The organism is Paenibacillus sp. J22P59, assembly GCF_059383895.1.
The window spans coordinates 307023-330431 of record NZ_JBXENX010000006.1; the positions used below are offsets into that span (position 1 = coordinate 307023).

A 23409-nucleotide genomic window follows, 5' to 3' on the forward strand; every position below is an offset into this window, starting at 1 on the left:
AAGCATGCAACAGCTCATACAGCAAATGAACGAGATTGTCATTGGGCAACCCAAAAATATTAAGCTGCTGTTAACTGCATTTCTATCAGGGGGCCATGTTCTACTCGAGGGCGTTCCCGGCCTTGGCAAAACAAAGATGGTTCGTGCACTAGCGGAATTAACAGATGGCCGCTTCAGTCGTGTTCAGTTCACCCCTGATATGATGCCAAGTGATATAACGGGCAGTGTAATTTTTAATATGAAAGAGTTCCAGACGGTGCAAGGGCCTGTATTTACGAATCTGCTCTTGGCAGATGAAGTAAACCGTACACCGCCCAAGACTCAGTCGGCATTGCTTGAGGCGATGGAGGAGCGGCAAGTGACCATTCAGGGACAGACCTATCCTTTGCCTGATCCATTCTTCGTTATTGCTACACAAAACCCAGTGGAATATGAAGGTACCTATCCGCTGCCTGAGGCTCAGTTGGATCGTTTCCTATTCAAATTAACAGTAGCTTACCCAACGCTTGAATCAGAGCTCGAAATATTGAAGAGCCATGTCCCATTCTATGCGGAGTCACAGCAGCGCGTACAACCGGCATTGACTCTGGAGCGCCTCAAGGAGCTTCGTGCGGGGCTAAGGCTTGTAGTTGTTGAAGAATCATTGGTCGAATATATTGCAGCCCTAATCCGTTCTACCCGTGAGGATAGAAGATTATTGCTTGGCGCAAGCCCGCGGGCAGGCATTGCGATACTCAATGCTGCTCGGGCATGGGCACTGCTGGATGGCCGCAGCTTCGTTACACCAGATGATATTAAGACGGTAGCTGTTCCGGCACTGCGGCATCGGCTATTATTAACGCCGCAAGCCGAATTGGAGGGGGAAACCAGTGACCACTTCATCCAAGAAACGCTGGCGTCGGTTCCGGTACCTCGCTGACGCTCTCGAGCGGCGCATGATTGTACCAACACCTAGGCTTGCGGGGCTTGCAGGATTGGGGGCTGTATTCGTTGCTGCGGGATTCGCAGCGGGCATCGGTCCTGTTGTCCTTCTATTCATAAATGTCCTATTATTCGGGATCAGTCTGCTTGATCTAACCCTTATTCCACGTCGGAAAGGTATGACGTTCGCACGGCATATGCCGGATAGGAGCGATATAAATAGTCCGTTCGAGGTGACTATAACAGCAGAGAGTAAGCGGGGAGTAGCCTTGAAGCTGGAGATTTATGATGATCTGCCGCAATCCTTTTTAGCCCATTCAGGGCGTTTGTTCACTGTCTGGCAAGGAAAAAAGGCGGAGGTTCGTTATACGACCTGCGGCAGAGAGCGCGGACAATACCGATTCGGGTATTTGCGTGTCCGGCTTCAAGGAACAATGGGGCTATGGATGAAGCAGTCTAAGGTGCATCTGGAACAGGCTATTCGAATCTATCCGGACCTGTCCGGGGTGAGAGGCATTCTTGCCTCTTCACAAAATCATCTAATGCTGGAAGGCAAACGGATCTTTCGCAAAGAACGAAGCGGCTCGGAGTTTCATGCGATTCGGGAATATGTGCCGGATGATGATCTAAGAATGGTCAACTGGAGAGCATCGGCGAGATCCGGCTCCTTAATGACGAATGTATATCGCCCGGAGCGGGGGAAGGCCGTTATCATTATGGTGGATTGCGGGAGAATGATGGGCGTAGAGCTGGATGGCCGCACAAAGCTCGATGCATCGCTTGAAGCTGCGCTGTCGCTGGCAGCGGTCGCGCTCAAGCAAGGGGATAAGGTAGGCCTGCTTGCCTTCTCGAATCGAATTAAAGTCTATGTTCCACCGGGCCTTGGGCTTGCACATTTGGGTGCATTGACGGAAGGCGTCTACGATCTGAAGAGCGATTTCGTGGAAGCAAGCTATAGTACTGCTTTGCAATATTTAATGAAGGTTCAGAAAAAGCGCAGCTTAGTCGTTCTATTCTCGGATATGGATAACTATATGTTCGAGGTCGGGCTCCGGCCGCTGCTGATGCGCGCACGCAGGCAGCATCATCTATTATTGCTCGGTTTAAGGGATGAAGTGCTGCATGCATGGGCGATTCGTGATACGAAGAGCAGGCAGGATGCATACGCCAAAAGTCTGGCGCATAAGCTCGTGCTGGATCGGCAGGATTATACGGCTTCGATGGAGACAGATGGCGTTGACGTTGTGGATGTTCCAGTTGGAGAACTAGCTTGGACGGCTGTTAATCGTTATTTAATCCTCAAATCGAAGGATGTGTTGTAGCAGCCTGATCTTTGGCGATAGGGCGTTGATTGATTGTGCCGTACGCAATATAGAGCGCCAAGACCAGCAGTGTAATCGCTGCGACACCGTATTTCGCTTCCAGGGAGAGTGCAGATGGCGTGATGTAGCCTTCAATGATTCCGGCTATGACGAATAATGGGATCGTTCCGATAAGAAGCAAAGCGGATTGCTTGACCGATTGTAAGAACATATATTTTCTGGTATAAGCTCCGGGATTAATCATGCGATAGCCCATATACAGGCCGGCTCCTCCAGCAATAAAGATAGCGGTCAGTTCAATAATGCCGTGAGGCAGGATATAGGCCCAGAAGACGTAGCTTTTGCCTGCTTGCCAGAAGACCGCGGTCAAAGCCCCAATCAGAATGCCGTTATAGACGAGTATGTACAGAGTCATAATTCCGAAGGTAATACCGCTGGCAAAGGCGAGTACAGCGACTTTTATATTATTGGTCATGATGGATGAAGAGAACGTGGCATGCTGCAGGTTCTCATGGTTTTTGCCGGTTTGTTCAGGGTCAATGCTATTAGCCATTTCGGCGGGAATGACGGCATATAAATTCAGAGGGTCGGCTTGTACGGCCAAGAAACCGCCCAGTGCCCCTGTGAATACTAATAGTGCTGCAAGCACGATGAACCATCGCCGCTCAAGGACGTAACCAACAAACTGATGCTTGAAGAAATCAGCTAGTCGATTAGAGCTTTTCCATTGCTCGGCATGAAGAACATGATGGGTACGGGATACGAGTTGATTCAGATACAATTCGATCTCATCATTCGGATAATAGGTTTGTGCGTAAGCCAAATGTCCGGATACGGTCTTGTATAGCTGAGTCAGACGATCAATTTGAGGAGCAGATAAACTGCGCTTTTTGCTGCTCTCGAATAGGGGCAGGAGCTTGCCAAGCTCTGACCAGACGGGCTTGTACTCACGTATAAAATGTTGAATGTCCATGGGATCAAATAACTCCTTCCATATATAGGATTATAATATCATAAGTTGGAGTAGAAGGAGAGGGAGATATGAAAGACTCCTATAATAGAGGTGCAACGATCATTACTTCGGAGCATGTGAAGCTGCAGCTTAAGACGGCTGGATTAGGCAGTCGAGCGGCCGCAATGCTATTGGATATGCTGCTGCTGTCTGGCATATACGCTGCTGTATGCTTGGTTATTGGGCTGGTTTTGGCGATCGCGAGTGTCGATATGTTAAGTCCTCTTGGAGATTATGCATTGGCCTTCCCTATTATTTTATATACGCTTCTTACAGGAGGCTATTATACGTTGATGGAATATTACATGGGAGGACAAACCTATGGGAAGAAGTGGGTAGGCCTGCGTGTCATCCAAGAGAATGGGCAGCCCATTACATTTCTCTCGGCAATCATTCGGAACTTTTTCCGGATCATAGATTTTCTGCCATCCTTTTATTTGCTCGGAGCGTTATGGATGTTCTTTCATCCGATGGATAAAAGATTAGGAGATCTTGCTGCGGGCACGTTGGTCGTCTATGATAATCGTAATGAACGGCAACGGAGTAATAAGCGCTTGCAAAAGTGGCTGCAGAAGAGGAAGCAGGTCTCAACCGCTCCATTCATCATGGACAGCGGCAAGGAGGGTACTCAGGCTAAGCTGGGACGCGAGGATTGGCTGCTGCTTGCAAGCTATGTGGAGCGGATGCCTTCGTTGGAGAAGTACAAACGGTATGAGCTAGGCTGGCATCTTGCAGCTCGATTAAGCCATAAGCTGGAGCTTGAAGGCGATGCTTTTACGCAGGACCCGGAAAGCTTTCTTATTATGCTGTATGAGCAGTTGTATGAAGAATGGGTGTTATAATCAAAGTTTCATTTGGGAGGCAATTTAATGAGGTCAATAAAAGGAATACGTACAATTCTAATGGCATTAATCGTCTTTACACTCGCAATGTCTTCAGCTGCAGCAGCGGGAAAGTTGTATAAGCTCCCGTCAAATGAATTCCAAGAATTGAAATATCGCAATGACCGAGGAGAAACGTTGAAGCTGAGAGGCCATAAAAAGTTTCAAATTAGCTGGACGAAAGAAATGGAACAGCCTCACGATTTAATTATGAACAAAGAGAAAACCCGCATCTATGTAGCCGATGACAAGACGATTGTTTCGTTTGATCTAGCTGGTAAGGAAATGTGGAGATATAAACTTCCTTACCAAGCTTCTATTAGCAATGAGCTATCATTAGGGTCGGATGGCACTATCTATGTGATCGCTCAACCAAGTAAAGACCCAGGGCGTGTTATTGCCTTGAGCCCATCAGGAAAGTTCTACTGGCAGCATATATTTGAGAATCAAGAGGGTTTGGCGAGGATGAATTACAGCGTGAATTCCAAGAATACATTCGTCGGAGTAACGGATGATGGAATAGTCGGAGTAAGGTATAGCGGAATTGTTTGGACGAATAAGAAGATTGTTAAGCATGTAACAAAAGAAGTGGCAGGTAAGATGGTTACGAAGTCCAATCTGGTCTCTATCTTCTCAGATAACAAGGATAGAACCTTTGTTCGAACGGATGAAAGATTGTACGCGCTGAATAATTCGGGCAAAATCCTGTGGAGTCGGGATATTATCCATAATGGTGAGATGATGTCGGTTCATAATGATCGTTATTTGTTGCTGCCCTCTTTTGAAGGATGGAGACTGCTAGATTCGTCCACAGGGAAGAATGCATCTATGAGCCTAGTGAAGCCTCTCTGGTTGAGTGAATTGGATGTCCCGAATGATGGAGAAGGTTCTCTGTATATGAGTAACTTTACTTCGATCAATCAAAAAAGCGGCATATCCAAAATAAATGAGAAGGGTGAAGTGGCGTGGAGTTATGATCCAGGCCGGTTTTCAAAACACCCACAGAACTTCCCTATTAAATCAGATTCCAAAGGAAATGCGTATATCATAGATTTGGGCGGCTCGTTGTTCTCTATTGATCGGAATGGCAATGAACGTTTTATGCTCTTATATCGGAATGAAGCTCCTGCAATGACCGATATCGAGATTGATAGCAAAGGGAATGTCTACGCTCTGTTGGATAAGGTAGGACTGCTTAAAATAAGCGCTAAATAAAGGGCTGCTAGTCGGGAAAGATGATTAAGATAAAGGTCGAGTATCCTCTGAGAGGTCAGCTCGACCTTTGTTTATTTTATAAGGAAATTTTACAACTAAACCTACCTATATACTATGTATTAGTGTATGATGATTACAACATTAAACTAGAGGCAGTCAATAGCAAGCGATAGGATGGAATAAAAGTAGGAAGGTGGATGCTTCATGGGAGAAAGGATACATCACACATTTGTGTTGGAGCTTGGAGAAGGCAATGCAATTAGAGGCGATATTCGATTACAAGAGGATGGGCAGCGGAAGCCTGTACTGCTATTTGCCCATGGGTTTAAAGGCTTTAAAGATTGGGGCTTCTTTCCGTATGCCTCAGAGCGGCTTGCTGATGCAGGATTTGCTGTTATTACGTTCAACTTTTCTCATAATGGCGTGAAGGAGTACGATTTCGATGAGCTGGAGCGCTTCGGGGAAAATACGTATTCGCAAGAGCAGCGAGATTTGGAGGGGCTGCTTACAGCAGTACTGGAGGAACGGCTTCCTCTTGCCAAGCAGCTCGATAAGGATTCCATTTTCCTTCTCGGCCATAGCCGAGGCGGCAGCAATAGTGTCTTGTTCGCGGCGGAGCATTCTGAGATTCGGGGCGTAGTCACTTGGAACAGCAACGTTGTATTCAATCTGTTCGGGGAAGCCTTTCGCGAGCAGGTTCTCCGTGAAGGGATAGGTTATGTAGAGAATGCCCGTACGAAGCAGCTTATGCCGATCTCACCGCGATTCTTTGAGGACCTGGACCTTAATGGAGCGAGATTTGATATTGTTGCGCAGGCGGCTGCTTTGCAAACACCTGTCTTATTCATTCAGGGTGACCAGGATGCAGAGCGTTTTCTGATAGGATTCCAGCGGTTGCAGGAGGCTGCTCCACAGCAGCGGTTCGAACTGCTGGAGGGCGCTAATCATACCTTTGGCGCTGTGCATCCGTTTACAGGAACAACAGATTCATTAGAGCAGGCAATTGCGCTTGCAGCATCCTTCTTCACAGAAATAAGAGCAGTTAGCAAGGGTTAATCCCTTTTGCCACAGCGTTTTTGTACAGCCATCGTAATGCTATATAGACTGTCGAGACAAGCTCTCGGCAGTCTTTTTGCTGATAATATATTTCTGTATAGATGATAAAATGATCAGAATAGAATACATAAAAATACCATGATACAATGCAGACAAGAGCGAATATGGAATAGGGCTGGCATGGAGGCGTTGATTATAATGAATCGAAGGAGCTTGAAGGATGATTATTGACCTTTCGCATACAATTACAGATGGAATGCCGGTATATCCGGGCGACACAGCAACGATTGTCGTACAGACTAATTCTATTTTGCAGGATGGGTACGATAATTATCGTGTGGCGATAGATATGCACTCGGGAACACATATTGATGGCCCTATGCACCTGACGAACAGTCGTGAATATATAGATGAATTTCCGCTGGAAACCTTCATGGGAGAAGCCTGCGTGCTGGATGCGGCTGGAGAAGGCGTCATTGATTATAAAGAGAGCTACGAATCCTTAATTCAACAGGGGCATATCGTAATTGTGCATACCGGACATAGCAAGCTATTCGGACAACCGGAATATTTTACGGATTACCCTGTATTGACAGAGGCATTCACACAGCTATTGATAAGGAAGCAAGTCAAACTGATTGGTCTGGATACACCGTCGCCGGATAACTATCCATTCGATATTCATAAAGCGCTTTTTCAAAATAGAATTCTTATTATTGAAAATTTAGCAAATGTTGAACAGTTAGTGAACGTTGAATCTTCTTTTGAAATTATAGCCTTGCCTGTCTCGATCAAAGCAGACTCTGCCATTGCCCGAGTGATAGCACGTGTAAAGTAATCTCGCAAAATTAGCTGCCTGTCTTTGGGAGGTCTTTGTATTTGTCTTTAATCACTTCGCGCCAAGCGAAGTCGGCTCTTTCCATGGATTTGATTAGCAGCTCAGCCGAGGCGATATTGGTAGCTAACGGGATACATTGTACGTCGCATAGTCTGAGGAGAGCGGTAATATCAGGCTCATGAGGCTGAGCTACAAGTGGATCTCTTAGGAAAATGACCAGATCTATTTCATTGGAGGCAACCATGGAGCCTATTTGCTGATCGCCTCCCAGGGGCCCTGACTTGAAGCGGGTTACTTTGACTTGGCTTTCAAGCATGATTCGAGAGCCTGTCGTTCCTGTAGTGTAGATGTCGTGAGCATCAAATACATGTCTGTAAGCAATAACAAAGTTGACCATTTCGTCTTTCTTGGAATCATGGGCGATCAGGGCAATTTTCATGATGGACGGCTCCTTTTGTGAAGTTGAACACTTCTTTGGAATGTATATGTTATATAATATAACATATACATTGAAAATGAAAGAGTTAGTTGTAATCAATGTTATATAATATGACATTATAATGAGTTGCGAAAAAAGAAGGTAAAACGAGGAATGATGTCGAAATCTATCGTCAGTAAATTGGATATAATTTCAAATAATAATAGGGAATGGAGGTAATGATGTAAAAGAAATATGCAATTAATAGATGTCTTATGTAATACAGCTTTATTGAAGTAAGCGATGTTTACTAGCTTTTTATTGAACTCAAGGAGGTGTAGATATGAAATATGCGATTCTGCTGTTGTTGATTTTTGTTGCAGCATGTGCGCAGTCTGGCGATATGCCGAGGGGGCAGGCTTTTGAATTAACGTTGAAAGCGACAGGCGATACACTGCGTATTAATGAAGATATTGAGTTGCTCGCTGAATTGGCGAATAAGTCTAATGATTCTATCCGAATTTCTCATATGTCTCCGTTAATTACTGTACAAATCTATGACCAGCGCAATAACAAGCTTGTGGAGAATGTTGCTGCAAGTGAGGAGGCCATCGAGCATAAGCTGGAACCAGGGGAATTCTATGATCCGGACAGCGCAGCCTTTAATAGTGGGATAAGGACAATTCGAGTTGAAAAGCCAGGGGATTATATCCTGATAGGAACAGCCTTGTTTTCAATTGAAAAAGGAGATTCTCATAAAAAAATGAAGATTTCATCAGCGCCCTTAGCAATAACCGTAAAGTGATACCTATTTACGTTACAGAAGCTGTACAAACTATTCTTTCGAGTTGTATAGCATCTGCTCGTTGGAACAGTTGAGCTGTAGAGAGATTGATAGGCTTTGGCTAGGAATGGAATTTATACGTGTAATTTAAATGAGAACGTTAAGCTTGTGATTGAATAATCACAGAGCATGCAATAGATTTCGCAACGAGGACCGGAGTTTTCTCAATGAGAAACTCTGGTCTTTTGTTGTGTAATAGAGGTGGATGGCGAATCGAAAAAATGTCATTTACAGAACACTTGTTCCTATAATATAATTAATCTATTATTTGGAAAAGAGGAATGTATATGTCAGATGTGACGGCGGTAATTGGGTGTTATTCTGCGCTAACAAGATGGGCTAATAGTTTAGTTGAGGTAGATGATTCAATCTGGGTTAAGCCTATCTCAGAAGGCAAGGCCTCGATTGCCGAGATTATAGCCCATCTTATGAATTGGGACCGTTATTTGATTGGCGAGGCCATTCCGGCTGTGCTCAGAGAAGAAGGCATGGTCTTTCCCGACTTTGATCCTTTTAATAAGCTTGCGTATGCCTATGCCAATTCAGGCGTGACGAAGAGCCAGCTGCTCAATGAATTTTATTCTACACGTTCGGAGCTGTGCGAGCTTCTTCTTGAGATTGGGGAGGCTGCTCTATTGAAGCCTGTAACCTCTAATGGTATAGAGTCATGTCCGCATACAGGAACACCCTATTCTTTGTTTTATATTATTCAAGAGTTTATACAGCATGATGCCCATCACAAGGAGCAGGTAGATTCCATTCTTTAAATGCCTTCCTGATGAATTTTATTTCATAATTGACAGGTTTGGAAAGTTTAAATATAATTACACCAAGTGGTAAAGTTGGTTTTACATATTGCAGATTGAGACAACTGAGATAAGGGTGTGAATCATATGGCTGCTGTTCAAACGTTCAAAGCAACTGCCCATCTCCAAGATGGGGTGAAAGTGAAGACTACTTCCAGAAATTTTGAGTTAATTATTGATGAACCGACCTCATTGGGAGGAACAGATACGGGGATGAATCCGGTTGAGGCTTTACTTGCATCATTAGGAGCATGCCAATCTATCGTCGCTAGAATCTATGCGCCCAAGTTCGGTGTGAAGCTCGATGATTTCTATGTAGAGGTCGAAGGCGACATTGATCTTGACGGTTTTTTCAATAAATCTGACGTACGCCCCGGCTACTCTGATATTCGCTATTCATTCCGCATTAAGACCAATTCGCCAAGAGAAAAGGTAGAGGAATTTGTTCATTTCTTAGAGAGCAAGTGCCCTGTAGGTGATAGTCTTGCCAATCCAGTTCATCTCAAGCTAGAGAATATCATTATCGAAAGCTCGGTATAATATCATTCTCTTGGATCATCATATGAATTGCTAATGAAAGACTGAAGATTCCTTTGGAAGGAGCCTTTAGTCTTTTTTTGCGTGATATAGGATGGAGATTTACCATTTATTTATAATTTGATGATAATCTCGGAACACTATTGCTCTATAGTTATTCTCAAATCATTCATCCATACAATGAGGAAGGAATACGTCAATATGAAAAAGAAAGCATTGGCAATCTTATTATCAGTAAGTATTCTATTACCGACCGGTTCAATGATGGCGGCTAGTGCAGCTGTTGCGGGCTATGAACCATTACGGATCCAAATGGATCGAATCCATGCAACTATCACTTGGGATAGCGATGATCAATCGGCTTTAGTGAAATTAAAGAACGGTCTGGCAGGAACCTTTACTGTAGGAGAGAAGGAATATCGGTTGGCGGGTAAAAGAGGGGAGTTGGCAGCAGAAGTGAAGCTGGTGAATAATAAAATGTACGTCCCTTCTGAGCTGCTTCAGAGCATATTAAAAGAGAATGCCAAATTTCCGAGCGCTGCCGATAAGGTTCCTACCTACGCGGTCACAGCTAAGGCTGAGACAGATGCTGTAGAAGATGGCGAGGACGCTGCTGATGATCCTGCGATCTGGGTAGACCCTGTTAATCCAGCCAATTCCAAGCTTGTCGCGACAAATAAGGGCGGAGGGGTTCTCGTTTACGATCTGCAAGGGAATGAGCTCCAGAATTATAAGTTCGGAAAAATGAATAATATAGATGTGAGGTATAACTTCCCGCTTGGCAACGATAAAGTAGATATTGTAGCTGCGACCAATCGAAGCAATAATACGATTGATGTATTTGTCATCAATGGCGCAACTGGTCAATTGAACGATGCCGTTGCTAAGCCAATCAAAGCAAAGATGGAGGAGGTCTATGGCTTTAGCCTCTATCACAGCTTGAAGGCAGACAAATTCTATGCTCTTGTACTCGGGAAAGAAGGAGAGTTCGAGCAATACGAGCTATCCGATAATGGAAAAGGCAAAATTGATGGCAAGCTGGTAAGAGAGTTTAAATTGCCAACGCAGTCAGAGGGTCTAGTAGCTGATGATGAATATGGCTTGATGTATATTGCGGAGGAGGATTATGCTATTTATAAATACGATGCGGAAGCAGATGGCAGTTTGAAGCCTCTAGCTACAGTGGACGTTGCAGATGGGCGCAGGCTGCAGGATGATATAGAGGGACTCACGTTGTATTATGCTGCAGACGGCCGTGGTTATCTGATCGCTTCGAGTCAAGGCAATGACAGCTATGCGATATATGATCGTGAAGGCGATAATCCATACATGACGAACTTTACCATCGAAAGCAGGGGCAAGATTGACGGCACTTCCGTAACAGACGGAATTGATGTGATGAGCTTTGGATTGGGCGAGGAGTATCCTTATGGCATCTTCGTCGCACAAGATGATTCCAATATGGCAGGCAACAAGGAGCTTAATCAGAATTTCAAGATTGTACCTTGGGAGCGGATAGCCTCAGGTGCACAGACACTTTTATATAGGGACAATGAGGTGAATCCCCGTAATCTTATAGCACGAATCGTCCATTAATAGAATCAGCTTGTATGAGTAAAAGGGGTTGCCGCCAGTTAAGGTGGCAATCCCTTTTTGCATGCCAAAATTGGGAAAAATATTTGTATAAGGAGTAATTGACAATATTTATAAATGGGGAATATACTTCGTTTTAGTAGTGAAATAAATCCATTTGATATACAAGGGGAAATTATACAGTGAAACAAAAGGCGCTGATCTTGATTACGGCAGGCACATTTATTTTTACTGGATGTGCGAACGCTTCGAGCAAGGAGGCTGGCAATGGGTATGTATCTTACTTGGAGCTGAAAGAAGAAGATACGAAGAAGCTGAGCCAATTGTTCGATGCGTTAGCAGAGCCGCTATCGCAAATGGGCATGATTCTGGGAGTGTAGAGCATTATGAATAAGGATGATGAGCAAACGCTGAAGAATGAGGCCGCTGGTGAAGCAGGGAAGTCAATTAGCCGTAGAGATATGCTTAAGCTAGCGGGTATTGGCGGAGCTGGGTTGTTTTTTGGCGCTGCAGGCGTTGGCGGAATAATCGTTAACAAGATCGCTTCGAATTCACTGGCTGGCGTTGATGCTAAGATTAGTGCGAATTCGGAAGACATTCCTTTTTACGGCAAATATCAAGCGGGAATTACGACTCGACCGCAGAATCACATCCTTTTTGCAGCCTTTGATCTGACTTTGTCTGATGCAGCTGATGTGCGTAAGCTCTTCCAAGCTTGGACTGCCGCTGCTGCGGCAATGACCAAGGGAGAGAGAATCGGTGATATAGGGGATAGCGAGAATTTGCCTCCGTCAGATACAGGTGAGGCAACAGGCTTATCCTCATCTCGATTAACGTTTACATTCGGCGTTGGTCCTTCCATGTTCGATGATCGCTTTGGGTTGGCGGCCCAAAAACCCGATGCGCTTGTGTGGCTTCCGGCTTTTGGCGGCGATGAGCTGCAAGAGGAATGGTGTGATGGCGATATTGGTGTACAGGTTAATGCCGATGATATGCAGGTCGCCTTTCATGCGATTCGCAACCTGACTCGGATTGCTACAGGCAAGGCTGTTCTGCGCTGGACCCAAGAGGGCTTTCAGCGGACATCAGCCGCTGATCCAACCGGAGGGACTCCGCGTAATCTAATGGGCTTTAAGGATGGGACAATTAATCCCGATCCGGCGGATGAGAACGAAATGAATAAGACGGTGTGGGCACAAGCTGCTGACGGAGCGCCATGGATGGCTGGAGGCAGCTATATGGTCGTTCGCCGTATTCGAATTAAGGTCGAAGCATGGGATCGATCTACGCTGAAGGATCAAGAGACCACATTCGGTCGGCATCGGGATACTGGCGCACCGCTTGGCAGTATGAATGAGTTCGATGAATATGATGTAAATAAGAAGGATGAGGAAGGCAAGCTCGTCATTCCGGCAAGAGCACATGTAAGCATAGCTAAAGGAGACGGATCGATTCAAATATTGCGTCGTTCATATTCGTATTCCAGCGGCTTGGATAGAAAGACAGGACAACTAGATGCGGGCCTGTTGTTCATCTGCTTCAATCGCGATTCACGCAAGCAGTTCATTCCTATGCAGCAGAGACTTGGGCAGAGTGATCTGCTGAATGAATATATCGTCCATAATGGCAGTGCGCTATTTGCTTGCTTTCCGGGTGTGAAAGAAGGCGGCTATATTGGCGATACGCTGTTCTAGTTACACACTAGCCCAGCTCGCTGCCCTGTCATTTATACTCGGAAGATATGATGGGGAAGGCTGAGTGAAGCTGCTGCGGCAGGGAAGCTGGCAGAGTCAGAATAATGTGCGGCATTAGCTAATACGCATGCTATAAGGCTGTAACAGAACTATCCTTGGAAGGGTAGTCTATTCTGTTACAGTCTATTTTTATATCAATTTCAATACTCGAATTGGAATATACAATATTTTGAAAATATATTAAAATCATGATAGAAGCAGCGACTATTCACAATAATAATGTTAAAGAACAATAGGAAGAGGTAATAGACGTGATTGCAATAAGACAACTAAGACTAGACGAGGCAATAAAGATCAGAGAGATCGATCGTACGGAAATTATAGGCTCTATTTATACATGCAGGGACGGTATATTGACAGAGACGAGAGCCGGACATGAATGCCCGAATTGGGATGAAGGACAATATGCCGAGCTGATTGAGCGATTTCAATATGAGCTGGAACGAGGCGGGACAGCCTTCGGAGCATTCGATCAGGAGAGGTTGGTCGGCTTTGGTGTATTAGGGCATCAATTCAGGGGGACTGAGAAGAATCAGCTGCAAGTTGATCTGATGTATGTCTCTCAAGGGTATAGAAGACAAGGCATCGGAAGCCGGATCATGAGTGAATTAAGCATAGTGGCTCGAGAAAAAGGAGCGGCCTACCTATATATTTCTTCAACGGAGACCGAGTCTGCTGTCCAATTCTATTTGAATTGTGGAGGCGCTGTGACACGTGAGGTGGATCAAGAGTTGTTCGAGAAGGAACCAGAGGACATCCATATGCTGAAAAAGCTATAGAGGGAGAATGTGATAACGATGGAGAATGTTCTTGTCACAGGCGCCAGCCGGGGCCTCGGTTATGAATTGGTGAGAATCTATTCACGCAGAAATAATAGAACCTTCCCGTTAGTCCGATCGGAGGAGGCGGCGAAGCGGCTGGCCGATCAATTTGATCATTGCTATCCTATTGTGGCTGATCTAACGAAGGAGGATGCCAAAGAGCGCATAGTCTCCGTCATTAGACAGCATACCGCTGCATTAGATATTTTGATTAATAATGCAGGTGTATCGGGGCAGGAGTATCTGATTGAAACCGTTAGGACTGAGGAGGTTAATCATCTTTTTAATGTCCATTGCTTGGGTCCTATCCGAACTGTGCAGGCCTGTCTTCCTTTCCTTCGTGCGTCCAATCATCCAAAAATCATTAATATATCCTCCAGATTAGGCTCCTTGAGCAAGATGGCGGCTGGGGAATTTCTAGATCGTCAGTTTTCTTATTCCTATCGAATGGCCAAAGCTGCCCAAAATATGTTCACTATCTGCTTGAGTCAGGAATTGCAGCAGTCAGAGATTGCAGTCTGTGCTATTCATCCCGGTCAATTATTGACTAGAGGCGGTTCCACGGATGCGGATACCGATCCTGAGCTGGCAGCCGAGCATATTTATGAGTGGGTGAAGGAAGCTGATATGACAAGCACAGGAAGCTATGTACAGCCATTAGTGGAGGAACTGCCGTGGTAAAAACGACGATTACACTAGGAAAAGCTATCTTTTCGCTTCAAGAGCCGCATGAATTTGAATGGTTAGCTCGACTGGGAAAAGTGTTCTGTGTATTTGATCAACAAGATTCCGGCAATCTCAGCTTCGGGGTGGAGAAGGAAGGCAAGCGAATATTCGTTAAGTATGCGGGAGCAAGACCGCTTGAATTCTCAGGCTGTCCGCAAGACGCGATTAGGCGTCTCATACAGGCAATACCCATATATACGGCGTTAGAGCATCCTCATCTGATTAAGCTGCTTGATCATTTTCCTCTAGAGAATGGTTATGCAGCTGTGTTTGAATGGTTCGAAGCGGAATGCCTGCATCCTCACTGGTCGTTTCCCCCTCCGGCGAAATATGAGCATCCTGATTCGCCTTATTATCGGTACCGGCAATTGTCGGTAGACAAAAGATTGGCGTCTTTAGAATGCCTATTTTCTTTTCATGAGCATATGGAGTCGCAAGGGTATGTCGCTGTTGATTTCTATGACGGGAGCATCCTTTATGATTTTGTTAATGATCGAACGAAAATTTGTGATATCGACTTTTATAGGAAGGGATCGTCCGTTAATGAAGTAGGGGAGAGCTTCTGGGGCTCTAGTAGAATGAAGTCTCCTGAAGAATACCTGCTAGGCGCTCCTATAGATACGCAGACCAATGTCTTTACAATGGGGGCTATCGCTTTTGGATTATTGGGTGGGGAGCAAGACCGCTCTTACGCTAAGTGGGAGGCGGGAAGGGCTTTGTATAATGTAGCGCTGCGTGCTGTAAGTGAGGAGCGGGCGTTGAGGTATGGCAGTATAGCTGAATTTACAAAAGCGTGGGATGCAGCAAGACAGCTTGATGCGGATATGTTAGCAGATTAATAGTCCATATAAAAAGAGAGAGTAGATCCATTGTGATCTACTCTCTCTTTTGGCTGTGAATGATTATTCTTTGTCTGCTTCTTTATCTTTCTCATTGAACCATAGCGGGTCTTCACAATCTACGTCGCCGTTGTAATTGATCAGAATTTCTTCGCCTGCCTTAATATCTGTGAATGCGAAGAAATCAACCGTATGATTGTCAAAGTTAAGCTCGTAATCCGCATTAGGGGTATAGGAGTGGTTGAACAGCATGCCGTATCCTAACAAGAGAGCTGTGTGATTAGCGCCATACTCGAACATGTAATCAGCAAGCAATGTTTTTTCTATATGAACATGTTCCTCATTAGGGTAAGGAATAACCGGTGCTTCATGAATCAGATCGCCCTTGGCTATATCCTGCTTTGCAAATACCCCTCTATTGAACTCTCCATCGCTTAGCTTAGAAGTCTTGATCTCGATCATATTAGTCACCTACGCGTTCTTTAGTCTAGGAATACTTATCGTACCCCGTGTGTTTTTCGAAAAAAGGATTAAGGTAATTAAGTGTAACTCACCTCAACTAATATGGCAATATACAGAAAAAATATTCCAAATGAGACAAAGGCCATAATGGGGGACCGCGGAAGGTAATGCCACTCCGAGGGCAAGAAGGCTGAGTGCTTTTTCAATGGGCGAGATTCTAGCTTTACTTCCTGATAACGAGATTGCTAGTATAGAGAATACATGGAAGAGGAGTGTGAATATGAAAGCGCAGATAACAGTAATTACAGTGCTTGCGAATGATGTAGCACAATTGGCCCGATTTTATCGTGACGTGTTGGGGTTCAAGACGATAGTAGAATCGGAGGAGTATGTGGAATTTGAGAATACTGGAGTTCGTTTTTCCCTATGTGCCAAGCCGTTGATGGCTCTAAATACGGACGGTCATTATTCCTACGCAGAGGAGCGCAAGGGTCAAGCATTCGAGTTATGCTTCCCGTGTGATTCATCAGAAGAGGTTCACAGCACCTATGAAACTATTGTAGCTAAAGGGGCTACCCCGATAAAAGCGCCTGTGATCATGCCATGGGGGCAGACGACGGGCTTCTTCGCTGATCCCGAAGGCAACATTCACTCTATTTATGCCGATTAGCAAGGACAGGATTTCTATAGCGTATCGGATCGGTACCTGTACCATCCCCAATTAAAATCCCCCTAGAACATCATCGGCCTGTGGAAGGCTCCGATATCTATTCTAAGGGGTTAGCTTCAAAGATCCATTAAGCTCGGTTAATTCTATTCACATGGAAAGGAATTACTGCTGTGAGGTTTGGTCTGAGGACTCGCAGGCTTCATCGGCAGCGGAGCGGAATTCCTCCTCGTTGCGGGAAGCCAGCTTATCGCCATATTGATCTAGCCGGTCGGGACTGCTGGAAGGTCCATCGTTATCCGGTTTGTTATTTCTTCCTGCCATTCGTATTACACCTCCCGGATGATGATGGTTGATCACGTCCCTATTGTTTTTCCTAATCCTTGTATTTTTTATGCATACAGCGTGTTATGGACAGCTATTCCTTCCCATGGCGAAGGAATAGCCATACCCCGAATATAATTAATAATCCGGCGAATAATTGGTAGCCCGTTAGAGCCTCCTTCAAGAGCATCCAGGCTAATAGCGAGGCAATGACAGGTTCGCCTAGTACTGCCATGGAGACTGAGGTGGCATTCATATACTTCAGCAGCCAGTTGAATAAGTAATGCCCGAATAGTGTCGGGACGATCGCGAGCAGCAGGAAGATTCCCCATTCATTCGCACTGTAGCCGGTAAAAGAATTGCCGCGGACGATATTGTAGCAAGCCAGCGCTGTGGCGGCAATCGCGAATACCCAGAAGTTATAGGCGAAGGCGCTTATATCCTTGCGAAGCTGCTTGCCGATCAGCATATGTACGGCTACAGCGGCAGCTCCCAAGAAGGATAGAATATCTCCGAGGAGCGCTTCTTGCGAGAGCTTAAAGTCGCCGGAGCCAATAATGACAGAGCCAATCATGGCGATTACCATACCGAGCAGCATGAAGCGATTTGCTTTTACACGAAATAACAAATAGGAGCCTAGCATAACCATGACAGGCTCAAGCGTCAGGATAACGGTAGAGCTGGCGACAGTCGTTAACTGCAAGGAAGCCATCCACAGCAAAAAATGCAAGCCTAGCATAACGCCTGATGCTGCTAGTAATCGCCATTGCTTGGCGGTTAGGTGGAATAGATCCTGTCGATATTTCCAGACGAATGGCAGCATGAGCAGATTAGTAAGATACAGCCTATACATCGCAATTACAGCAACGTCTGCGCTGGACCAGCGAACAAAGATCGAGGAAAAGGAAATGGCAATAATACCGATAATATAGAGCAGTTCATAGGATAAGAGTGGCTTGAAGATGCGGTTCATAGTTGTGCGGTCCCCTATACAGATAGATTAAACTTCCGATGTAATACTACTATAGGAGCGCAAGCCTTGCAATTGCGTATGGATGGAATGTGAGGCTGGCAGGGTAGACATTTCCAAGTAAAGGCAAGAGGAGTTTGAAATAAAAACGTCCAGAGCTCTAATGATAGAGGCTCTGGACGTTTTTTCTATTTATGCACTAAGGCCGTTCATTTGTTCCCACAGCTTGCGGTACAAGCCGTCTTGGACATCAATTAACTGCGGATGTGTGCCTTGCTCTCTTATAACGCCGTTCTCCATAGCGAGAATCGTATCGGCTTCTTGCACTGTAGTGAGACGATGAGCGATAACAAGCAGGGTTCCCCCTCGCTTAATTGTGCGTGTGAGAATCGCCTCCATCACCTTCCGCTCCGTGTCCTGATCAAGTGCGGAGGTAGCTTCGTCCAAAATCCATATAGGGCGATCTGCTAATAGGGCGCGCGCTATAGCGATTCGCTGCTTCTGCCCTCCGCTTAGCGAGTTGCCATGCTCGGATAGAATGGTGTCGTAGCCTTCAGGAAATGACAGGATGAAATCATGAGCCTGTGCCGCTTTGGCGGCGCTAATGACATCGGCCTCCGTTGCATCCGGACAACTCTTGAGAAGATTGTCCCGAATGGAGCCAGTGAACAGATGTGGTGTTTGTGGAACATACGCGATGAATTGCCTCGCGAATTCGGCATTCTCTTGAGGGAGGGAGCCTTGAATGTGGATGAAGCCTTCCTCCGGGAATAATAAGCCTGCGCCTAATTTGGCTACTGTTGATTTGCCAGAGCCGCTCGGCCCTACGATAGCGGTGAACGAGCCTTTATTTAATGTCAGGCTGAATTGCTGAAGCAGCTGCCTGGATTCGTTCTGCATGAGCAGATTATTGTCAGAGTGATCAGCATGCTGCAGGCCGGACCTCTCCTTATAGTGAAACGCTACCTGCTGCCAGCTTAGAGCGATAGCTTCGCTTTCATTCGAGTAGGAGGGAGGGGCAGGGGTCCAAGGTTCTTTTTCTGCCGTTTGCAAGGTGGCGACACGTGCCGCAGCACCCAATATTTCTTGTACCTGTCCCCATAGCTCGCCAATTTTGAGCAGGGGGTTGTAGACTCTCCAAATAAGAAGGAAAAACGCCATAACAGCGCCAATCTGAAGCTTTCCCTGTATAGCAAGCCATGCAATGATCAGGATGGCTCCCCAGTTAATCAGCTGAGTAAGCGAGGTGGTGATCACGTTCACAAACTGCTGATTCCATGCGCGGCGCATATACAGCTTGTTCAATCTGATTCTATGCTGAACGAATTGCTTGTGCATCCAATTTTCTGCTCCAAAGGCACGAATGGTCTCCATAGCTTGCAGGGCATCTTGTTGGCATTGACGCAAGATTGCCTCTTGTTCAGAGACCTCTCGGCCAATTTTGCGTAAGCGCATACGCATGAGATGGCTGCCTAGCAAGCATAGCGGCATGCAGATTAGAATGCCTAAGGCCACCTGCCATTGGACGGTGAGCATATAGATAGATGCCAGGATGAGCATGAAGATTTGTCCGCCCATCCCATCAATAATGATGGTAATCAATTGCGAGGTTCTCTCCGAATTATGTTGAATTCGCTGAACCAAATCGGCAGAATGAGAGGCTTGAATTCGCTGAAGCGGCAGGCGTTGTGCATCATCGGCAAGCTCCAGAGTAACCTCTCGATGTAAGGCGCTCCTAGTGTCTTGCTTCAGGTAGTAGCCAAGGATGCCCAGTCCGGCAAGCACAATTGTAATCGTCCCAATAACAATCAGCATCCAGCGAATATACAATAAATCGCGTGCCTCCAGATGATTGAAATAAACCTCCATGGCATAAGGCATAATCAGCATAATGATGCTTTCACTAAGGCAGAGAACGGCAGCAACAATGAATAGAAGCCTTTTATTGCCTAGTTTAGTCCACAAATAAGATAAGATATCTCCCAAGAGGGGAGTAGAAGGAATACTTGTGCGAGAATTATTCGTCATGAGGCACTCCTTTCACGCTGATCAGCCCATTCTCCAGCTTGCACCAGGGCGGCATAGCGACCATTCTGTTGAATTAGTTCATCATGGGTGCCGGATTCGATGACCATGCCGTCTTCCACATACAAGATGCAATCTGCATCACGGACAGTCGACAAACGATGAGCCACGACAAGAACAGTCCTCTCTTTCATGATGGATTGCAGCGCATCCTGCATAAGCCGTTCGTTAAGGCCGTCGAGCGCTGAAGTAGGCTCATCCAGCAGCAATACTTGGGGATTGCGGACGTAGGCTCTTGCTAATGCGAGCCGCTGTCTCTCGCCACCCGATAGCCGCAGTCCACGTTCCCCTAAGCGGGTGCTGTAGCCGTCAGGGAGCGCTGTTATGAAATGATGTGCATTGGCTAGCCGTGCTGCTTCCATTACTTCTTCATCGCTGGCATCCAGACGGCCGATCCGAATATTATCCATTGCCGTAGCGTCAAATAAGGCGGCGTCCTGAGGAACGTAAGCGGTACGCATTCGCCAAGCTTCCAGTACCTTGTCATCCAGCGGAATATCGCCATACTGAAGCGTTCCTGAGCTCAGTGGATATAGCCCGAGCACCAGCTTGAGCAAAGTGCTTTTCCCCCCGCCGCTTGGACCGACGATAGCGGTCATACGTCCTTGAAGGAACGTGGCTGAAAAGCTCCTTACAACAGGGGCCTGGTCGCTGTTATAGGAGAACGAGACATTATCCATCTTAATATCACCGTTAGCAGGCAATGCCGTTCTCCCAGAAGGGCTCACTGCTGGTTCAACGGTAGGATCGACCATATCGAAGACTCGGCCTGCATGTGCGATGGCATCCTGCACCTTCGCCCAAGTGTTCACTAATTGAGCGATAGGGAAGACGATTCGTTCATAAGAGAGGAAGAAAGCAGCGATGACCCCGATTTGCAGCTGCCCATTCGATACGAGCCAGGCTCCCATGCCAAAAATATAGAGCTGCCCTAACCAGAATCCAATAAAGATCGCCCAATTGGTAATGACTCGAAACATTTCGGTCCGCAGCCAGAGGCGACGCGTTGTGTCCACATGACCACGCCATACCTTGTTGAAGGAATCACGCAGGCCGAAGCTTCGAACGACCTCTGCACCTTGTAATTGATCAAGCAGCATAATATCTGTCTGTGCTTGGGCTTCATTCGTCTTTCCTTGCCATATACGGATAGGCTTGCTTAAGCCATTGCTCAGTAATGGCATTAATAAAGCAACCGCTAAAGCGCCGACCATTAGCTCCCATGACAAGACGGAGAGATATGCGAATAGAAAAAGGATAGACAATACGTTTTGGACCAGCTCAGGAATCTTCTGATTAATGCCTTCCTGTGAGAGCACAGCTGATTCATTCAATCGCTGCAGCTTGTCGCCTGTATGCCACTTCGTATAGCGTATTAAGGACATGACAAAAAGGCCGCTTAGCACTTCGCTTTGAAGGTCAAGCGCAGTTCGGTTGGACAAACGCTGCATGAGCAGTCTTCTTACTAGTGAAATTGAGATTTCAACGATAAGCAAGACACCGAACCATATCGCGGCGTTCCCAAGGCCATTCATATCCAGCTTGCTCGTTGCATCGAATAGCCGACGCATCGCTTCAGCCCATCCAACGGGAATGAGTGAGGCGACTAGTACAATACTGCTGATCCCCACATAAGCCAACCAATACTTTTTTGCCCATCGCAGCATTTTCATTAAAATAGCGGATGCGTTTGCTGTGCGTGGTGCATCGTCTTTAAGATACAAGCCTGCCACCCCTCCTATGTAATTAATGACAAATATATTTAATTATCTCAAAAAGGTATGTAGTTGTATATTCTCGTTTTTTGTAGCAAATGGAAATCAGCATCTCATTCATGGGCTTAATCCTTCATGTACGCAAAAGAATCCGCAAACCCTTAAAGGGCTTGCGGATTCTAATTATTCGAAGGAGCTATCTCCTTATACGGGATTTAATTCGAGTGCATCATTCTCGTCGCTGTTAAAGATTTCGCGATCCAGCTCGCCTTCGGAATTAGCTACAAGCACGGCTGTAACAGTTGTTCCTGTTGCATTCACGGCAGTACGGCCCATATCGATCAAGGCTTCAACTGCAACGACCATAGCGATACCTTCGAGTGGAAGACCTACAGCAGTCAAAACGACTGTTGTCGAGATGGAAGCAGGTCCTGGCACGCCGGCAACACCGATAGAAGAAATAATGCTGACTAGTACGATAAGTACATAGTCTGTTCCGCTTAGCGGCACATTGTATACGTTGGATATGAATACAGCAACGATCGCAGGCCATATACCGCCGCAGCCATTAAAGTTCATCGTTGCGCCTAGCGGAGCAACGAAGCTCGCGATTCTAGGGGATACCCCCAGACGCTTGGTGATTACTTCAAGATTAATAGGCAGTGTAGCATAGCTGCTGCGCGTAGTGAAGGCTACGGCAACCGTTGGGTATGCCTTCTTGAAGAAACGCAATGGGTTCAGCTTGCCTACGAAGGATACAAGACCGCCGAACACAATAACGAAATGAAGAATCAAGGCGATATAAGTGACAATGATAAGCATACCGAGTGGTTTCAACGTCTCGAATCCGTATTTTGCAGCCATTACCGCAATAAGCGCATAAACACCATAAGGTGTGAAGCGAAGTACGAATTTGACGACCTGATGCAGCACTTCGGTTAATGAAGCAAACAAAGCTTTCACAGGTTGTACCGCGTCAGGCTTCTTGGAGCCGACCTTAACGATTGCAATCGCGATGAACAGGGCGAAGATCAATACCGGAAGTACTTTTCCAGTAGCGGCCTCATTCACAGGGTTGGATGGAACTAGCTCAAGAATAACTTGGAAGAAGCTTGGCACCTCGCGTGCTTCGAATCCTTCAGGCGTTGTGGCTTCGAAGCTGCCGGCAGGATTGAAGGCTAGGGCGATCAATAAACCAATAATAGATGCCACACCTGTCGTACCAAGGAACCATGCCACAGTTTTTATGCCGATTTTTTTGAGGAAAGCTAAGTTAGTAATAGATATAATACTGTTGATAACCAGTACGAATACTAGTGGAATAACGATCATACGGATAAGACTGATGTAGATGGAGCCGATTGTGCTGACGCCCTCGAACTTGAGCTCGAAATTGTTGAAAATAACTCCAGCACCAAGGCCGAGGCCGAGCGCTAGCATAACTCTTGTTCCGAAGCCGACGCGTTTCTTGGCCATGAAATAGAGCAGGCCGAGTATAACGGCTGATACGAGCAGTGTAATCCAGTTGTCTTGTAAAGCCGTAACTAAATTGTTATCAACCAAGGTTTTATCCATGATTAACATCTCCTTATCTAAGTATAAT

At 46.0% G+C, this 23409-nt stretch carries 23 protein-coding genes and 1 pseudogene; 16 read left to right on the forward strand and 8 right to left on the reverse strand.

Annotated features, from left to right (window positions below; genetic code table 11):
* Positions 1-4: 4 nt before the first annotated feature.
* Positions 5-919: an AAA family ATPase gene (locus AC50YO_RS12910; RefSeq protein ID WP_494847382.1), complete on the forward strand. Its 915-nt coding sequence runs from the start codon at positions 5-7 to the stop codon at positions 917-919.
* The gene (locus AC50YO_RS12915) at positions 870-2243 is read left to right on the forward strand and encodes a DUF58 domain-containing protein (protein ID WP_494847384.1); all 1374 of its coding nucleotides are present in this window, start codon (positions 870-872) and stop codon (positions 2241-2243) included. The genes AC50YO_RS12910 and AC50YO_RS12915 overlap by 50 nt, the downstream gene beginning before the upstream one ends.
* Here AC50YO_RS12915 and AC50YO_RS12920 read toward each other — a convergent pair.
* Positions 2221-3216: a stage II sporulation protein M gene (locus AC50YO_RS12920; protein WP_494847386.1), complete on the reverse strand. Its 996-nt coding sequence runs from the start codon at positions 3214-3216 to the stop codon at positions 2221-2223. The genes AC50YO_RS12915 and AC50YO_RS12920 overlap by 23 nt on opposite strands.
* 68 nt (positions 3217-3284) lie before the next feature.
* Here AC50YO_RS12920 and AC50YO_RS12925 point away from each other — a divergent pair, with 68 nt between their 5' ends.
* The 4 genes from AC50YO_RS12925 to AC50YO_RS12940 all read left to right on the forward strand — a co-directional run bounded on the left by AC50YO_RS12925 (position 3285) and on the right by AC50YO_RS12940 (position 7245).
* Entirely contained in the window at positions 3285-4097 is an 813-nt protein-coding gene (locus AC50YO_RS12925) for an RDD family protein (protein WP_494847390.1), read from the forward strand.
* Between the two features lie 27 nt (positions 4098-4124).
* Complete coding sequence (locus tag AC50YO_RS12930) at positions 4125-5351, forward strand: hypothetical protein (RefSeq protein WP_494847392.1); 1227 nt, start codon at positions 4125-4127, stop codon at positions 5349-5351.
* 204 nt (positions 5352-5555) lie between these two features.
* On the forward strand, positions 5556-6407 hold the full coding sequence (locus AC50YO_RS12935; protein ID WP_494847394.1) for an alpha/beta hydrolase family protein: 852 nt from the start codon (positions 5556-5558) through the stop codon (positions 6405-6407).
* Between the two features lie 220 nt (positions 6408-6627).
* Positions 6628-7245 carry a cyclase family protein gene (locus AC50YO_RS12940; RefSeq protein ID WP_494847395.1) on the forward strand — a complete coding sequence of 206 codons (618 nt, stop codon included), beginning with the start codon at positions 6628-6630 and terminating at the stop codon, positions 7243-7245.
* Positions 7246-7255: 10 nt separating this feature from the next.
* Here AC50YO_RS12940 and AC50YO_RS12945 read toward each other — a convergent pair whose 3' ends face one another.
* On the reverse strand, positions 7256-7684 hold the full coding sequence (locus AC50YO_RS12945; protein ID WP_494847397.1) for a methylglyoxal synthase: 429 nt from the start codon (positions 7682-7684) through the stop codon (positions 7256-7258).
* A gap of 322 nt (positions 7685-8006) precedes the next feature.
* Here AC50YO_RS12945 and AC50YO_RS12950 point away from each other — a divergent pair, with 322 nt between their 5' ends.
* The 9 genes and pseudogenes from AC50YO_RS12950 (at position 8007) to AC50YO_RS12990 (ending at position 15583) form a co-directional block, all read left to right on the forward strand.
* Positions 8007-8468: a hypothetical protein gene (locus AC50YO_RS12950; protein WP_494847399.1), complete on the forward strand. Its 462-nt coding sequence runs from the start codon at positions 8007-8009 to the stop codon at positions 8466-8468.
* Positions 8469-8794: 326 nt separating this feature from the next.
* Positions 8795-9274: a DinB family protein gene (locus tag AC50YO_RS12955; RefSeq protein ID WP_494847402.1), complete on the forward strand. Its 480-nt coding sequence runs from the start codon at positions 8795-8797 to the stop codon at positions 9272-9274.
* Positions 9275-9400: 126 nt separating this feature from the next.
* Entirely contained in the window at positions 9401-9853 is a 453-nt protein-coding gene (locus AC50YO_RS12960) for an OsmC family protein (RefSeq protein ID WP_494847404.1), read from the forward strand.
* Positions 9854-10051: 198 nt separating this feature from the next.
* On the forward strand, positions 10052-11446 hold the full coding sequence (locus AC50YO_RS12965; protein ID WP_494847406.1) for a phytase: 1395 nt from the start codon (positions 10052-10054) through the stop codon (positions 11444-11446).
* Positions 11447-11706: 260 nt separating this feature from the next.
* Positions 11707-11823: pseudogene (locus AC50YO_RS12970) on the forward strand (iron uptake system protein EfeO); the annotation flags it as partial.
* A gap of 6 nt (positions 11824-11829) precedes the next feature.
* On the forward strand, positions 11830-13137 hold the full coding sequence (gene efeB, locus AC50YO_RS12975) for an iron uptake transporter deferrochelatase/peroxidase subunit (protein ID WP_494847408.1): 1308 nt from the start codon (positions 11830-11832) through the stop codon (positions 13135-13137).
* A gap of 311 nt (positions 13138-13448) precedes the next feature.
* Positions 13449-13976 carry a GNAT family N-acetyltransferase gene (locus tag AC50YO_RS12980; protein ID WP_494847409.1) on the forward strand — a complete coding sequence of 176 codons (528 nt, stop codon included), beginning with the start codon at positions 13449-13451 and terminating at the stop codon, positions 13974-13976.
* A gap of 18 nt (positions 13977-13994) precedes the next feature.
* Positions 13995-14699, forward strand: coding sequence for an SDR family oxidoreductase (locus AC50YO_RS12985; protein ID WP_494847412.1), 705 nt, complete (start codon positions 13995-13997; stop codon positions 14697-14699).
* Positions 14693-15583 (forward strand): serine/threonine protein kinase, encoded by an 891-nt coding sequence (locus AC50YO_RS12990; protein ID WP_494847414.1) that lies wholly within the window; start codon positions 14693-14695, stop codon positions 15581-15583. Before AC50YO_RS12985 ends, AC50YO_RS12990 begins: the two co-directional genes overlap by 7 nt.
* 63 nt (positions 15584-15646) lie before the next feature.
* Here AC50YO_RS12990 and AC50YO_RS12995 read toward each other — a convergent pair whose 3' ends face one another.
* A complete protein-coding gene (locus tag AC50YO_RS12995) occupies positions 15647-16045 on the reverse strand; it encodes an SET domain-containing protein (RefSeq protein WP_494847574.1) in 399 nt (132 codons plus the stop codon).
* A 280-nt stretch (positions 16046-16325) separates the two neighbouring features.
* Between AC50YO_RS12995 and AC50YO_RS13000 the strand changes: the two genes are divergently transcribed.
* Positions 16326-16715, forward strand: a complete 390-nt coding sequence (locus AC50YO_RS13000) for a VOC family protein (RefSeq protein WP_494847416.1) — start codon at positions 16326-16328, stop codon at positions 16713-16715.
* Positions 16716-16877: 162 nt separating this feature from the next.
* Here AC50YO_RS13000 and AC50YO_RS13005 read toward each other — a convergent pair whose 3' ends face one another.
* The 5 genes from AC50YO_RS13005 to AC50YO_RS13025 form a co-directional block, all read right to left on the reverse strand.
* Positions 16878-17036, reverse strand: coding sequence for a hypothetical protein (locus AC50YO_RS13005; protein WP_494847417.1), 159 nt, complete (start codon positions 17034-17036; stop codon positions 16878-16880).
* Positions 17037-17130: 94 nt separating this feature from the next.
* Positions 17131-18009 (reverse strand): DMT family transporter, encoded by an 879-nt coding sequence (locus AC50YO_RS13010; RefSeq protein WP_494847419.1) that lies wholly within the window; start codon positions 18007-18009, stop codon positions 17131-17133.
* Between the two features lie 189 nt (positions 18010-18198).
* Positions 18199-20034: an ABC transporter ATP-binding protein gene (locus AC50YO_RS13015; RefSeq protein WP_494847421.1), complete on the reverse strand. Its 1836-nt coding sequence runs from the start codon at positions 20032-20034 to the stop codon at positions 18199-18201.
* The gene (locus AC50YO_RS13020) at positions 20031-21815 is read right to left on the reverse strand and encodes an ABC transporter ATP-binding protein (protein ID WP_494847424.1); all 1785 of its coding nucleotides are present in this window, start codon (positions 21813-21815) and stop codon (positions 20031-20033) included. The genes AC50YO_RS13015 and AC50YO_RS13020 overlap by 4 nt, the downstream gene beginning before the upstream one ends.
* A 195-nt stretch (positions 21816-22010) precedes the next feature.
* On the reverse strand, positions 22011-23381 hold the full coding sequence (locus AC50YO_RS13025) for a dicarboxylate/amino acid:cation symporter (protein ID WP_494847427.1): 1371 nt from the start codon (positions 23379-23381) through the stop codon (positions 22011-22013).
* Between the last annotated feature and the right edge of the window lie 28 nt (positions 23382-23409).

What these genes read in the sequence shown, in the direction of transcription:
- AC50YO_RS12910 (WP_494847382.1), top strand. Translation starts at nt 5, where the DNA reads ATGCAACAGCTCATACAGCAAATGAACGAGATTGTCATTGGGCAACCC.
- AC50YO_RS12920 (WP_494847386.1), bottom strand. Translation starts at nt 3,216, where the DNA reads ATGGACATTCAACATTTTATACGTGAGTACAAGCCCGTCTGGTCAGAG.
- AC50YO_RS12925 (WP_494847390.1), top strand. Translation starts at nt 3,285, where the DNA reads ATGAAAGACTCCTATAATAGAGGTGCAACGATCATTACTTCGGAGCAT.
- AC50YO_RS12930 (WP_494847392.1), top strand. Translation starts at nt 4,125, where the DNA reads ATGAGGTCAATAAAAGGAATACGTACAATTCTAATGGCATTAATCGTC.
- AC50YO_RS12935 (WP_494847394.1), top strand. Translation starts at nt 5,556, where the DNA reads ATGGGAGAAAGGATACATCACACATTTGTGTTGGAGCTTGGAGAAGGC.
- AC50YO_RS12940 (WP_494847395.1), top strand. Translation starts at nt 6,628, where the DNA reads ATGATTATTGACCTTTCGCATACAATTACAGATGGAATGCCGGTATAT.
- AC50YO_RS12945 (WP_494847397.1), bottom strand. Translation starts at nt 7,684, where the DNA reads ATGAAAATTGCCCTGATCGCCCATGATTCCAAGAAAGACGAAATGGTC.
- AC50YO_RS12950 (WP_494847399.1), top strand. Translation starts at nt 8,007, where the DNA reads ATGAAATATGCGATTCTGCTGTTGTTGATTTTTGTTGCAGCATGTGCG.
- AC50YO_RS12955 (WP_494847402.1), top strand. Translation starts at nt 8,795, where the DNA reads ATGTCAGATGTGACGGCGGTAATTGGGTGTTATTCTGCGCTAACAAGA.
- AC50YO_RS12960 (WP_494847404.1), top strand. Translation starts at nt 9,401, where the DNA reads ATGGCTGCTGTTCAAACGTTCAAAGCAACTGCCCATCTCCAAGATGGG.
- AC50YO_RS12965 (WP_494847406.1), top strand. Translation starts at nt 10,052, where the DNA reads ATGAAAAAGAAAGCATTGGCAATCTTATTATCAGTAAGTATTCTATTA.
- efeB (WP_494847408.1), top strand. Translation starts at nt 11,830, where the DNA reads ATGAATAAGGATGATGAGCAAACGCTGAAGAATGAGGCCGCTGGTGAA.
- AC50YO_RS12985 (WP_494847412.1), top strand. Translation starts at nt 13,995, where the DNA reads ATGGAGAATGTTCTTGTCACAGGCGCCAGCCGGGGCCTCGGTTATGAA.
- AC50YO_RS12995 (WP_494847574.1), bottom strand. Translation starts at nt 16,045, where the DNA reads ATGATCGAGATCAAGACTTCTAAGCTAAGCGATGGAGAGTTCAATAGA.
- AC50YO_RS13000 (WP_494847416.1), top strand. Translation starts at nt 16,326, where the DNA reads ATGAAAGCGCAGATAACAGTAATTACAGTGCTTGCGAATGATGTAGCA.
- AC50YO_RS13005 (WP_494847417.1), bottom strand. Translation starts at nt 17,036, where the DNA reads ATGGCAGGAAGAAATAACAAACCGGATAACGATGGACCTTCCAGCAGT.
- AC50YO_RS13010 (WP_494847419.1), bottom strand. Translation starts at nt 18,009, where the DNA reads ATGAACCGCATCTTCAAGCCACTCTTATCCTATGAACTGCTCTATATT.
- AC50YO_RS13015 (WP_494847421.1), bottom strand. Translation starts at nt 20,034, where the DNA reads ATGACGAATAATTCTCGCACAAGTATTCCTTCTACTCCCCTCTTGGGA.
- AC50YO_RS13025 (WP_494847427.1), bottom strand. Translation starts at nt 23,381, where the DNA reads ATGGATAAAACCTTGGTTGATAACAATTTAGTTACGGCTTTACAAGAC.